Below are 12572 nucleotides of genomic sequence, written 5' to 3' on the forward strand. Positions count from 1 at the left end.
TACGACCGTTTGATTTTGCGATTATGCCGCAAAAATCCGACGCTTGTCTCAAATTACAATGTTGCATCGGTTAAAATGTTTCTTATGAAAATCCTGATCAGTAATGACGATGGTTACCTCGCTCCTGGCATTGTCGCTTTGGCCGATGCATTAGCATCTATTGCCGACATTGTCGTGGTCGCGCCTGACAGCAATCGCTCCGGTAGTTCTAACGCCTTGACATTGGATCGACCCTTGTCAGCACAGCGCGCGTCGAATGGTTTTTATTTTGTGAATGGTACTCCCTCCGATTGCGTGCACATTGCGCTGACATCAATCATGCAAGAGAAGCCGGATTTGATCGTTTCTGGTATTAATCAGGGACAGAATATGGGAGACGATACTTTGTATTCTGGTACGGTAGCTGCCGCGACTGAGGGATATTTATTTGGCATACCTTCTATCGCTTTTTCGCAAGTAGATAAAGGATGGTCACATCTTGAGGATGCGGCAAAAATAGCACTGAACATGGTCAAGCAAGGTTTTGCCGCGCTGCCCAGACCCTATTTGTTGAATGTGAATATCCCTAATTTGCCTATGTCGGATATTAAAGGGATCCGTGCTGCGCGCCTGGGCAAGCGCCATATGTCTGAGCCGGTGATTAAAGCACAAGATCCACATGGTCGTGATATTTATTGGATAGGCCCACCAGGTAAAGCAAAAGAGGCAGGCGAGGGCACAGATTTTTTTGTGACGGCGCAAGGCTATGTATCGGTTACGCCTTTGCAAATTGATCTGACCAACATAAAACAACTGTCGCAATTGCAAGACGATTTTGGTGCGGGTGAAGCATGACCAAAAATGAAAAACGTTTTCCCTTGCAATTGTCTTCCGTGATGGATAGCGCTAAGCAGCAAACGCATCGTCAATCTATTTCAGCGCATTTGGTAAAAACGGCGACACCCCAGACGGCAACGCAAAATGCCGCCAAACATGAAGCGACTAAACACGATGCGGCAAAAAATTCGCTCCGGTCATCGTCGCTCAATCCTAATCCAACGACAAAATCTGATCAGACATCTTCCAACGTAGTGAGCTCTCGTCCTTTAGTATCGGATGGTGTGCGGCGCGCAATGGTGGCACGTGTTGCTCAGCAAGGCGTCAAAGATCGCTTAGTATTAGCTGCGCTGGAGGCAATTCCACGCCACCTTTTTATTGAGTCTGGTATGTCAAGCCAGGCCTATGTTGATGCCTCGCTTCCTATTGGGCATCACCAAACGATTTCACAGCCTTATATCGTGGCGCGTATGATAGAAATTATGCGTAATGATGGCAAACTCAATCGTGTTTTAGAAATCGGAACTGGCTGCGGCTATCAGGCTGCCGTATTGTCCTTGGTGGCAAAAGAGGTCTATTCGATTGAGCGGATTAAAGCACTGCACGAACTGGCTAAAAATAACCTGCGCCCCATGCGAATTGCAAATATTCGATTGCATTATGGCGATGGTATGTTGGGCTTGCCTCAAGTTGCACCATTTGACGGTATCATCTTGGCTGCTGCAGGTATGGAAGTGCCAAAGGCATTATTGGAGCAGCTAGCAATTGGTGGCCGCCTGATCGCACCAGTGGGTGGCGCTAAACAAGTTTTACAATTAATTCAGCGTACCGCAAAACATGAGTGGCAAAGTTCGATACTTGAGCAATGTCATTTCGTCCCTTTACATCAAGGCGTCATCTAAATTTGATGAATCCATTATTTAATTAATTGAATCTGCAATGAGTATGAAGAAATTAAAGTTATTAATCACATTAGTCCCCGCAGTTGCTCTATCAGGTTTTATCACTGCTTGTAGTACCACGCCCAATAATGCCCCGGTGATTGATCGCGGAAGTGACAGCATAAAAGCGGACTCCAAAGGTGTTACGGACGTATCAAAAGTCGTGCCAAAACCCGCCGATACTCGCGGTACTTATGTTGTTAAGCGCGGCGATACATTATTCAGAATTGCTTTAGACAATGGGCAAAGTTATAGCGATCTGGTCGCATGGAATAACTTAAAAAATCCGAATGATATTAAAGTAGATCAAGTTTTACGCGTAGCGCCGCCAGACGGAACCACCTCTGTACAAACAGGTAGCGTCAATACCAGTGGTGTAGAGGTGAGGTCGCTTACGGCGGCACCAATAAATCCATCAACCAATAAGACCAGTCCACGGGGTGATAAGCGTCCATATTCAGACGCCAATTTAGCTGAACTGCAAAAGCTTGATTCGACCGGCGCAGTGAGTCCCGCAACTCCTGGTGTGGCTAAATCAGATGTCGTGCCTCCGGCTGCGGTAGTCGCTGTGCCTAAGAGAGATAAACCAATTGAAGCCACAGCTCCAGAGAGTGATGTAGTGGATTGGATCTGGCCAGCAGAAGGGAAAGTAATCGCCGGATTTGATGATGCAAAAAATAAGGGACTCGATATTTCAGGCAAGCTGGGACAGAGTGTCATGGCTGCTGGCGCTGGCAAAGTTATGTATGCCGGTAACGGTATTCGTGGATATGGTAATCTTGTGATCATCAAGCATACAAGCACCTTGCTCTCTGCATATGCTCACAATAAAACCATTTTGGTTACTGAAGGACAGACTATTGCAAAAGGGCAGAGAATCGCCGAGATGGGTGATTCTGATAGTGATACTGTGAAGTTGCATTTTGAAATCAGACAGCAAGGTAAGCCAGTTGATCCGTCTAAATTTTTGCCGCATCAGTAGTTAGTAATCGGTAACTAGAAACAACGCTAGAATCAAGAGCAATCATTATTTAATTTTGGTTAGAAAATAATTAGTCAGTAAGTTCAAAATAGGATAAGTCGTTTAACTCACACTATGCCCAATACTTCAACTAAACATCAACTGCAATCGCCTGAAACGGACGACGATCAAGATCAAGATGGTCTGGTTGATGCCAACGCTGAACGAACCAACCCATCAGACTTCTCTGAGGATGAGGTTGAAGAGGCTGAGGATGGGCAAAACGATAATCCGATTTCTTTAATCGTTGCTCCGATTGATGAGCTGAAAACAGTATTAGCCGCTGAGTTATCGACCGATACGACGCAGCACTATTTAAATCAAATCGGCACTCGCCCATTGTTCTCTGTCGCAGAAGAATTACACTACGCGACTTTGGCCAAGCAAGGTAATTTTGAAGCGCGCCAAAAAATGATAGAGCACAATTTGCGGCTCGTCGTTTCCATTGCTAAGCATTACATCAATCGCGGCGTCGCCTTGCTCGATATGATAGAGGAGGGTAATCTGGGTTTGATGCATGCGATTGATAAGTTTGAGCCTGAGCGCGGTTTTCGTTTTTCGACTTACGCCACATGGTGGATACGCCAGAGTATTGAGCGCGCCATCATGAACCAAGCGCGCACTATCCGTTTGCCTGTGCACATGGTACGTGAACTGAACCAGATTTTACGTGCCAAATATCATCTGGAATCACAGCAGCATGATGGTCGTGATGCGGCGTTAGAAGATATCGCCCATCTGGTCGACAGACCGCTGGATGAGGTGCAAGATATTCTTGCTTTGTCTGAGCATGCAACGTCGCTAGATACGCCTCTGGATAATGATCCGCAATCTAGTTTGATGGACATGCTGCCAGGTGACAGCGAAGACACACCGGATATTCGTGCAGAACAGCATGAGATGACTATTTTGGTCAGAGATTGGTTGTCTAAGCTGCCGGACAAGCAACGCATCGTCATCGTGCGTAGGTTTGGCCTTGATAATGATGATCCCGCAACGCTAGAGACCTTGGCGGATGAAATGGGTATCACGCGTGAACGTGTGCGACAAATTCAGCAAGAGGCGCTGATTAAGCTCAAGCGATCCTTCTCATCACGTGGTGTAGGACGTGATGCGCTGTTGTGATTTGCCTGACTGATCTGCTTTGGGCTGCACTGTAAGTAAAGTAATTTCTAGCTGTTTGCGAACCTGCTCCCAAGTTTCTACGCGCTTTCTCCATAGTTTCTCCTATAATCCCGTTTTCTGAATTAAACCTGATCGGCGTGATCTGTGCATCACGCCGCAATTATTATGAATACTATTAATATCCGTTCTTTCGACATGGACGCCCGTGGCGTTGGTCATCTGGAAAATGAAGATGGCACTCCAGGAAAAGTTGTTTTTGTTGAAGGGGCTTTGCCGGGTGAGGTGGTTGGCTTCAGCACATTCAAAAAGAAGGCGACCTGGGAAGCTGCAAATATGACGCAGTTGGTGCGTGAGTCGTCACAACGGGTTAAGCCTAAATGTGAATTTTTTGGCGTATGTGGCGGTTGCTCTATGCAGCATCTGGAGTCAAATGCACAAGTAGCGATGAAGCAGCGCGTGCTGGAAGATAATCTCTGGCATATCAGCAAGGTGAAAGCAGAGACAATGTTGCGACCAATTTATGGTCCGACTTGGGGTTACCGTTATCGCGCCCGGCTTTCTGTGCGTAATGTACATAAAAAAGGCATGGTTTTAGTCGGTTTTCATGAGAAAAAATCTCGCTATGTCGCCAATATGGAAACCTGTGAGATTTTGCCGCCGCATGTGTCTGCAATGCTTATGCCATTGCGTGATCTGATTTCGTCTTTATCGATTATTGAGGCATTGCCGCAAATCGAACTGGCGATCGGTGAGGGTGTAACTGCGATGGTGTTGCGCATAATGGAGGCGCTGACTGCCGAGGATGAAATAAAGCTGAAGGCTTTTGCGGATCAATATCAAGTGCAATGGTGGTTGCAAACCAAAGGGCCAGAAACAGCTACTCCGTTTTATCCAGAGCACAGTGAATTGCATTATTTATTACCCGAGTTTGGTATAAAAATGCCATTTAAGCCGACTGATTTTACTCAGGTTAATCATCATATCAATCGCGTTCTGGTAGAGCGCGCTCTGCGTTTGCTGGATGTCCAAAAAGGCGAGCGTATTGCTGATTTGTTCTGCGGTTTAGGTAATTTCACGTTACCGATTGCAACTTTAGCAAAAGAAGTTGTGGGGATCGAGGGTAGTTCAACGTTGACAGAGCGGGCAATGGAGAATGCTCGTGCCAACGGATTAGAGGCAACGACTTCATTTGGTACGCGTAATTTGTTCGAGGTTACTGCGCAAGATTTCGTTGCCTTGGGTAAGTTTGATCGCTTTTTAGTCGATCCCCCGCGCGATGGTGCAATGGCAGTTTGCCAAGCCCTGATCGATTTGGGCAGTCTAGCACCAGAGTTGAAGCCCAAGCGCATTGTGTATGTGTCATGTAGCCCGTCTACGCTAGCACGTGATGCTGGCATGTTGGTCAATCAGGCCGGCTATCGCTTGAGCTTTGCTGGCGTCGTCAATATGTTCCCACACACGTCCCACGTAGAATCGATGGCAGTTTTTGATTTGGATTAATTTAATACTGGGTGGGTGTATTTAAAGTTGTCCATAGAAACGCTGGATAATATGGCTAATTATGCATATACTCCCTGTAATCCTAAAAAATTTCTAAATTTAACGCTGACTTAGTTAGCCAAGCTGATCATCCCATATTCTATTTTGCGGTTTTTGTACTCGCTTTGGGGGATAAGGAACTGATCTGATTGGTGCTTTCGGCGCCCAAGTACTTATTTAATAATAATTCTTGCAGGTAATTGTCTTTATTGGCAACTTACCTTAGGTGGGTCGTTTTTATGATAAAATCGAAGGTTAGATGAATTCTTGAAATTTTGTCTTAACCCTTTCATTTTATTGGAGTTTTTAGATGGCTATCGAACGTACATTGTCTATTATTAAGCCTGATGCAGTTGCAAAAAACGTTATTGGTCAAATTGTCAGCCGCTTTGAAGCTGCTGGCTTGAAAGTAGTCGCTGCTCGCTTGACACAATTGTCCCGCGCTGAAGCAGAAGGTTTCTATGCAGTTCACGCTGCACGCCCATTCTTCAAAGACCTGGTTGATTTCATGATCTCTGGCCCAGTCTTTGTTCAAGCATTAGAAGGCGAAGGCGCGATTTTGAAAAATCGTGATCTGATGGGTGCAACAGATCCAAAGAAAGCAGAAAAAGGCACAATTCGTGCAGATTTCGCAGAATCAATCGACGCAAATGCAGTACATGGTTCCGATGCAGTTGAAACAGCCGCCATCGAAATCGCTTACTTCTTCCCAGCGTTGAACGTGTACTCACGTTAATCACAGTTTGTAATATCGTCTTGGTTTTGTAGTGATACTTAAGCAGGATGTGAAGGAAGATGCATATGACGGCTCTCACCAATTTGTTGGACCTGGATCCCGCGCAACTCGTCGCTTATTGCGGTGAGTTGGGTGAGAAGCCGTTTCGCGCCAAGCAATTGCAGCGCTGGATACACCAGTTCGGTGCCGGTAGCTTCGAAGAAATGAGCGATCTCGCAAAATCGCTAAGAGAAAAATTATCTACGCGAGCCTTTATTGCCGCTCCTGCAATTATTAGCGACCATACGTCAACAGATGGGACGCGCAAATGGTTGTTGGATGTGGGGCAGGGCAATGCTGTAGAAGCAGTATTTATCCCCGAAGAGAATCGTGGAACCTTGTGTATCTCCACTCAGGCCGGTTGTGCAGTCAATTGCCGCTTTTGCTCAACGGGTAAGCAAGGATTTAATCGTAATTTAAGCGTTGGTGAAATTATTGGCCAACTTTGGATGGCTGAGTTTTTATTGCGTAAAACTAAAGGTATAGCACCGGGACCAAAAGGCGAACGTCAAATTACTAATGTAGTAATGATGGGGATGGGCGAACCTTTATTGAATTTTGAGCCAACGGTCACTGCTTTGCGTCTGATGTTAGATGATAATGCCTATGGTTTATCACGTCGTCGTGTTACGTTGTCTACCAGCGGTGTGGTGCCAATGATTGATAAGTTGTCCCAAGAGTGTGCAGTGGCGTTGGCAGTGTCTTTGCATGCCTCAAACGACACTCTGCGCGACAGCTTAATACCGTTAAATAAAAAATATCCGTTGCATGAATTAATGGCGGCTTGCAAGCGGTATTTGGATTATGCTCCACGTGATTTCGTGACATTTGAATACTGCATGTTGGATGGCGTAAATGATACGGATCAACATGCTCGTGAGCTGGTGCAATTAGTTAAAAATGTTCCCTGTAAGTTTAACTTGATTCCGTTTAACCCTTTTCCGGAATCGGGTTTAAAACGTTCAGCCAATCCTCGTATAAAGGCTTTTGCCCAAGTGCTGATGGATGCGGGATTAGTGACAACCATACGTAAGACGCGAGGCGATGATATTGATGCCGCCTGTGGGCAGTTAGCAGGTGAGGTTCAGGACAGAACGCGAGTGCAAGAGCGTATGCAAAAAATGGCGGAATATCAAACCAAGTTTGGTAAAAATTTTGGCAAGATCGTGGAGATCACTCAGTGAAAATTTTTGGATTGCACTATCGTTTTTTATCTGGCGTGTTACTGGCGCTGATGTTGTCCGCATGTGCAAGCAAAAAGCCTGAGGGGTTTAAGCCTGAGAATAACCAGCCAACTGAAAGTGTTGATTTGCAAAAGAGAGCATCCATTCGTATGGAATTGGCGATTGGTTATTATCAGCAAGGACAATACAAAGTCGCGCTGGATGAAATTAGACAGGCGTTAATCATGTCCCCTGATTTGGTTGATGCCTATAGTGTCAGAGCTTTGGTTTACATGGATATGGGTGAGAAGTCCTTGGCTGAAGAGAACTTTCAGCGTGCCTTAAAACTGGCGCCAAATAATTCAGATATTGCTAATAATTATGGTTGGTTTCTATGTCAAAACGGACATGAAAAACAAGGCATGACTTACTTCGACAAAGTACTAAAAGACCCAACCTACACTACACCGATAAAAGTCCTTCACAACGCAGGTGTTTGTAGTCTTAGATTGAAAGATACAGTTAAGGCAGAAAACTATTTTATGCAAGGTTTTCGTATTGATCCGGGTAGTCCGACAATCAATGCTAATCTGGCCAAAATTTATTTGGATCGTACTGAATACGAAAAGGCAAAATTTTATATAAACAGAGTACTCAAAGAAGACATATTTGCGGCAGACGTACTTTGGTTGGCGATAAAAATAGAAAATAAACTGGGAGACCAATCCGCCGTAGCTGGTTTGGGTACACAGTTGCGTAGACGCTATCCTAATTCCAAAGAGTACGCTCTGTTTCAGCGAGGGGCTTTTGATGAGTGATGCAGGTATGAATTTATCCGTAGAGAAATTAAATACCTCAGATATGAATGAAGATAATAAGCCTGAGTTATCGGCAACTCGCTCTGCTGGAGCGCTTCTAGCAGCTGCTCGTGAGCAAAAAGACTGGACAGTCCAGCATATTGCTGATCAATTAAAACTTTCAGTAAGGCAGATAATCGCAATTGAATCAAATCATTTTAACGAACTTCCTAAGATGGTGATAGTGCGAGGCTTTATCAGGTCTTATGCTAAGTTGTTAAAAATTGATGCTGAGCCAATCATTGAGTTGCTACCTAAAGAGAATGACTTGTCTGTAGAGTCGACGGGTGTTCGGCCGGTATTAGCTACTCCTTTTCTTGAGTCTAGATTGCCTCTAATGGGGCGGCAAGATGTCAATAATGGTAAGTACGTCTGGGGTGCTGTGGTGCTTGCGATACTTGCGCTTGTTTTTTTTGTATTGCAAAAATATGAGCATATTAGTTATATTCAGAATCTAATTTCACCTAAAGTGTCATCCAGTTTGGAAGCGCCCGCGAGCGCAGCGACTTCTAAAAATTCGACTAATTCTGTTGCCTTGGATACTGCCTCTGTAGAAAATAAATCGGAGGGGCAAGTGAATCTACCGTCATCTGAAGTGGCATCTCCAAATACTTCTCAGTCTGGTTCAAGCTCTATATCTGATATTGTGGTGCCATCAACAGTATCTGCGCCAGTTTTGTCCTCCAGTACTGTTAATCAGCAGCTAGCTGACCCGGCTCAGGCTGTTGTGCTTAATTCTGCAAATAATTTAATGAAATTTAAATTTCGGCAGGATTCCTGGATACAATTAAAACGTGAAAATGGCAGTGTAGTGACGTCTCATTTAGCAAGGGCTGGGACAGAAGAGAGTTTCGATCTCAAAGAGCCTTTGCAGATCAAAATTGGTAATGCGGCTGGTGTCGATGGGACATTACGTGGGGTTTCTTTAAATATTGCGCCGACAAAAGAGAGCAATGTTTTTAATCTAAGTGTGAAGTAAGTATGACATCTTCTTTTTCTGGCATAGCATCCGGACCATTTGTACGTCGCTTGAGCCGAAGTGCAAAAATTGTATATGGCTCACGTCAAGTTGTCGTTGGTGGTTCTGCACCAGTGGTGGTTCAGTCGATGACAAACACGGATACCGCTGATGTAATTGGTACTGCCATTCAAATTAAAGAGTTAGCAAGGGCTGGTTCTGAACTGGTAAGGTTGACTGTTAATAATGCGGAAGCTGCGGCAGCAGTACCAGCGATTCGTGCGCAATTGGATAAGATGGAAATAGATGTTCCCTTGGTTGGGGATTTTCATTACAACGGACATACGTTGCTAAAAGACTTTCCTGATTGTGCCCGGGCTTTATCCAAGTATCGTATAAATCCAGGAAATGTAGGGCAGGGCGCAAAACGCGATACTCAGTTTGCACAGATGATAGAGATGGCATGTTTCTACGACAAGCCTGTTCGTATCGGAGTGAACTGGGGGAGTCTCGATCAAGCTTTACTCGCTCGCATTATGGATGAAAATGCACAGCGTGCAGAGCCGTGGAGTGCGCAAACGGTGATGTATGAGGCGTTGATTACATCTGCAATAGAAAATGCACAACGAGCTGAAGAGCTAGGTTTAGCTGGCGATAAGATTATTCTGTCTTGCAAGGTTTCAGGAGTGCAGGATTTAATTGCTGTATATCGAGAACTTGCGCAGCGCTGTGACTATCCTTTGCATTTAGGCTTGACAGAAGCAGGTATGGGCAGCAAAGGTATCGTGGCATCGACAGCAGCACTATCTGTGTTGTTGCAAGAGGGGATTGGCGATACGATTCGTATTTCTCTTACTCCTGAGCCAGGCGGTGATCGTTGTAAGGAAGTCGTAGTTGGGCAAGAAATTTTACAGACGATGGGTTTAAGAAAATTCACTCCTATGGTGATTGCTTGCCCAGGATGCGGGCGTACTACTTCTACTGTATTCCAAGAATTGGCAGATAGTATTCAAACCTTTTTACGCGATCAGATGCCTGTTTGGAAAAAACAATATCCCGGTGTGGAAAGCATGAATGTTGCGGTGATGGGCTGTATCGTAAATGGTCCCGGAGAATCCAAACATGCCAATATTGGAATTAGCTTGCCTGGTACTGGCGAGTCTCCTTCTGCGCCAGTTTTTATTGATGGAGCAAAGGCGTTAACTTTGCGAGGCGATAACATCTCAGAAGAATTCCAAGCTATCGTATTAGATTATGTGAAGACTCATTACACTCCGTCTACTGTGTAACAAACGTATTTGGCTAATAAATAATTAGGTTGTAAAGTATGTCTGAAAATAAAAAAATAGAAAAAATCGTTGGCGTGAAAGGGATGAATGACCTTCTTCCAACCGATTCTCCCTTATGGGAATTGTTTGAAAATACGGTGCAGTCTGTTTTGAAGAGTTATGGCTTTCAACAAATTCGTACGCCTATCGTTGAGCCTACGGCCTTATTTGCTCGCGGTCTTGGTGAAGTTACTGATATCGTTGAGAAGGAAATGTACTCCTTTGAAGATGCAATGAATGGGGATAAATTAACCCTGCGTCCAGAGAACACGGCCGGCGTTGTGCGTGCAGCACTAGAGCATAATTTGACTTACGAAGGTCCACGACGTCTTTGGTACAACGGCCCCATGTTTAGGCATGAAAAGCCGCAACGTGGACGCTATCGTCAATTCCATCAAGTAGGGGCTGAGGCTTTAGGTTTTAGTGGTCCTGATATCGATGCAGAATTAATCATGATGTGTCAGCGTCTTTGGGATGATTTAGGTATGCAAGACTTACGTCTAGAACTAAATTCGATTGGTGACGCAGAAGAGCGTATTAAGCATCGTGTAGCATTGATTGCCTACTTTGAACAACATGAAGATATTTTAGATGCCGAGGCGCAGCGACGTTTGCATAGTAATCCACTGCGTATTCTTGATACTAAAAATCCGGCAATGCAAGAAATGGTAAATTCTGCACCTAAGCTGCTTAGTTATCTTGGTGAAGAGTCTATGTCACATTTCTTGGGTGTTCAAAAAATATTGCGTGACAATAGTATTCCATTCACGATCAATACACGTCTGGTGCGAGGCATGGATTATTACAACCGTACAGTTTTTGAGTGGGTAACTGATCAATTGGGTTCACAAGGTACAGTGTGTGCTGGTGGTCGCTATGATTCCTTATTTAGTATTTTCGGCGGTAAACCTACTCCCGCTTGTGGCTTCGCAATGGGCATTGAACGATTGTTGGAGTTAATGAAAGCATCTGGCGAAACACATGCGCCAGCCCAATGCGATATCTATCTTGTGCATCAAGGTAGCAAAGCACAAGAACAATCTTTCGTATTAGGCGAGCGTTTGCGCGATGCGGGGCTAGATGTTGTGTTACATTGCGCAACTGCAAGCGGTGTAGGTAGTTTTAAATCGCAAATGAAAAAAGCAGACGGTAGTGGAGCAGCCTACGCAGTCATCATTGGTGAGGATGAGTCCGCATCGAATACTGTCAGTATCAAGGCAATGCGCACGGAAGATATGGAGAATAACCAAGTCACGGTGCCGTTTGATACTGCTGTTGATTACTTGGTTGACCAGATCGCTGGGATCGGTGATGCAGGCGAATGCTGTGACGATCCAACTCATATTCATATTCATCACTAGACTTTATACAAAATGGCATACGATCTCGAAGAACAAGAGCAATTAGACACTCTCAAAGCATGGTGGAAACAATACGGCAACCTGGTTACTTGGCTGTTGGTAATCGCTTTATCTGCTTACGCTGCATGGACGGGTTGGACCAGCTATCAGCGTGATCAGTCAAGTCAGGCGTCACAATTGTATGACGTGCTACAAAAGGCAGTACAAGCTAAAGATAATGCAAAAGTGCAGCGAGCGGCTAATGATGTTGTCGAAAAATTTTCTAAAACACCATATGCGGCTATGTCCGCATTGACAGCAGCTAAGAGTGCTTTTGATGCTGGAGATATCAAAGTAGTCAAAGCCCAATTACGTTGGGTCATTGATCATAGTAGCGTGGAAGAATATAAAGCGATCGCAAAAATCCGTTTAGCAGGTATTGCCTTGGATGAAAAAGCTTACGATGAAGGACTAGCTTTTTTATCAGGTGATTTTTCGTCAGAATTTGCTGGAGATATTGCTGATCGGAAAGGCGATATTTATCTCGCTCAAAATAAACCTGTAGAAGCCCGCGCTGCATTTCAGAGCGCATTAGAAAAGACAAAAGAGAAAAATCCTGCGCGTCAGTTAATCCAGATAAAGCTCGATGCTCTTGGTGGTGCCGAGGCTAAGCTTGCAAGTAGTTCAGCTAGTAAATAATAGGAGTAGT

The 12572-nt window shown here is 44.8% G+C and carries 12 protein-coding genes; all 12 read left to right on the forward strand.

Features of this window, described 5'->3' with window-relative positions:
- The first annotated feature begins 84 nt into the window (after positions 1 to 84).
- The 12 genes from surE (at position 85) to AAKU64_RS02210 (ending at position 12562) form a co-directional block, all read left to right on the forward strand.
- A complete protein-coding gene (gene surE / locus AAKU64_RS02155) occupies positions 85 to 834 on the forward strand; it encodes a 5'/3'-nucleotidase SurE (protein ID WP_354361283.1) in 750 nt (249 codons plus the stop codon).
- Entirely contained in the window at positions 831 to 1718 is an 888-nt protein-coding gene (locus AAKU64_RS02160) for a protein-L-isoaspartate(D-aspartate) O-methyltransferase (RefSeq protein WP_354361285.1), read from the forward strand. The genes surE and AAKU64_RS02160 overlap by 4 nt, the downstream gene beginning before the upstream one ends.
- Before the next feature lie 43 nt (positions 1719 to 1761).
- A complete protein-coding gene (locus AAKU64_RS02165; RefSeq protein WP_354361326.1) occupies positions 1762 to 2739 on the forward strand; it encodes a peptidoglycan DD-metalloendopeptidase family protein in 978 nt (325 codons plus the stop codon).
- Between the two features lie 114 nt (positions 2740 to 2853).
- A complete protein-coding gene (gene rpoS / locus AAKU64_RS02170) occupies positions 2854 to 3903 on the forward strand; it encodes an RNA polymerase sigma factor RpoS (RefSeq protein ID WP_354361287.1) in 1050 nt (349 codons plus the stop codon).
- Positions 3904 to 4068: 165 nt separating this feature from the next.
- Positions 4069 to 5403, forward strand: coding sequence for a 23S rRNA (uracil(1939)-C(5))-methyltransferase RlmD (gene rlmD / locus AAKU64_RS02175; protein ID WP_354330586.1), 1335 nt, complete (start codon positions 4069 to 4071; stop codon positions 5401 to 5403).
- Positions 5404 to 5752: 349 nt separating this feature from the next.
- Positions 5753 to 6178, forward strand: coding sequence for a nucleoside-diphosphate kinase (gene ndk, locus AAKU64_RS02180; protein ID WP_354330584.1), 426 nt, complete (start codon positions 5753 to 5755; stop codon positions 6176 to 6178).
- Between the two features lie 65 nt (positions 6179 to 6243).
- The gene (gene rlmN, locus AAKU64_RS02185) at positions 6244 to 7401 is read left to right on the forward strand and encodes a dual-specificity RNA methyltransferase RlmN (RefSeq protein WP_354330582.1); all 1158 of its coding nucleotides are present in this window, start codon (positions 6244 to 6246) and stop codon (positions 7399 to 7401) included.
- Positions 7398 to 8198, forward strand: a complete 801-nt coding sequence (gene pilW, locus AAKU64_RS02190) for a type IV pilus biogenesis/stability protein PilW (RefSeq protein ID WP_354330580.1) — start codon at positions 7398 to 7400, stop codon at positions 8196 to 8198. Before rlmN ends, pilW begins: the two co-directional genes overlap by 4 nt.
- Positions 8191 to 9216, forward strand: a complete 1026-nt coding sequence (locus AAKU64_RS02195; RefSeq protein WP_354330578.1) for a RodZ domain-containing protein — start codon at positions 8191 to 8193, stop codon at positions 9214 to 9216. Before pilW ends, AAKU64_RS02195 begins: the two co-directional genes overlap by 8 nt.
- 2 nt (positions 9217 to 9218) lie before the next feature.
- The gene (gene ispG / locus AAKU64_RS02200) at positions 9219 to 10484 is read left to right on the forward strand and encodes a flavodoxin-dependent (E)-4-hydroxy-3-methylbut-2-enyl-diphosphate synthase (protein ID WP_354330576.1); all 1266 of its coding nucleotides are present in this window, start codon (positions 9219 to 9221) and stop codon (positions 10482 to 10484) included.
- Between the two features lie 38 nt (positions 10485 to 10522).
- A complete protein-coding gene (hisS, locus tag AAKU64_RS02205; protein WP_354330574.1) occupies positions 10523 to 11884 on the forward strand; it encodes a histidine--tRNA ligase in 1362 nt (453 codons plus the stop codon).
- A 12-nt stretch (positions 11885 to 11896) separates the two neighbouring features.
- Positions 11897 to 12562 (forward strand): YfgM family protein, encoded by a 666-nt coding sequence (locus AAKU64_RS02210; protein ID WP_354361289.1) that lies wholly within the window; start codon positions 11897 to 11899, stop codon positions 12560 to 12562.
- Positions 12563 to 12572: the final 10 nt, after the last annotated feature.

Source organism: Undibacterium sp. GrIS 1.8, from assembly GCF_040544445.1.
Lineage (GTDB): Bacteria > Pseudomonadota > Gammaproteobacteria > Burkholderiales > Burkholderiaceae_D > Undibacterium.

Bases quoted from the DNA above. Each gene is read 5' to 3' on its own strand.
- ispG (WP_354330576.1), top strand. From the start codon at position 9,219: ATGACATCTTCTTTTTCTGGCATAGCATCCGGACCATTTGTACGTCGC.
- rlmD (WP_354330586.1), top strand. From the start codon at position 4,069: ATGAATACTATTAATATCCGTTCTTTCGACATGGACGCCCGTGGCGTT.
- AAKU64_RS02160 (WP_354361285.1), top strand. From the start codon at position 831: ATGACCAAAAATGAAAAACGTTTTCCCTTGCAATTGTCTTCCGTGATG.
- ndk (WP_354330584.1), top strand. From the start codon at position 5,753: ATGGCTATCGAACGTACATTGTCTATTATTAAGCCTGATGCAGTTGCA.
- AAKU64_RS02195 (WP_354330578.1), top strand. From the start codon at position 8,191: ATGAGTGATGCAGGTATGAATTTATCCGTAGAGAAATTAAATACCTCA.
- rpoS (WP_354361287.1), top strand. From the start codon at position 2,854: ATGCCCAATACTTCAACTAAACATCAACTGCAATCGCCTGAAACGGAC.
- AAKU64_RS02165 (WP_354361326.1), top strand. From the start codon at position 1,762: ATGAAGAAATTAAAGTTATTAATCACATTAGTCCCCGCAGTTGCTCTA.
- hisS (WP_354330574.1), top strand. From the start codon at position 10,523: ATGTCTGAAAATAAAAAAATAGAAAAAATCGTTGGCGTGAAAGGGATG.
- AAKU64_RS02210 (WP_354361289.1), top strand. From the start codon at position 11,897: ATGGCATACGATCTCGAAGAACAAGAGCAATTAGACACTCTCAAAGCA.
- surE (WP_354361283.1), top strand. From the start codon at position 85: ATGAAAATCCTGATCAGTAATGACGATGGTTACCTCGCTCCTGGCATT.
- rlmN (WP_354330582.1), top strand. From the start codon at position 6,244: ATGACGGCTCTCACCAATTTGTTGGACCTGGATCCCGCGCAACTCGTC.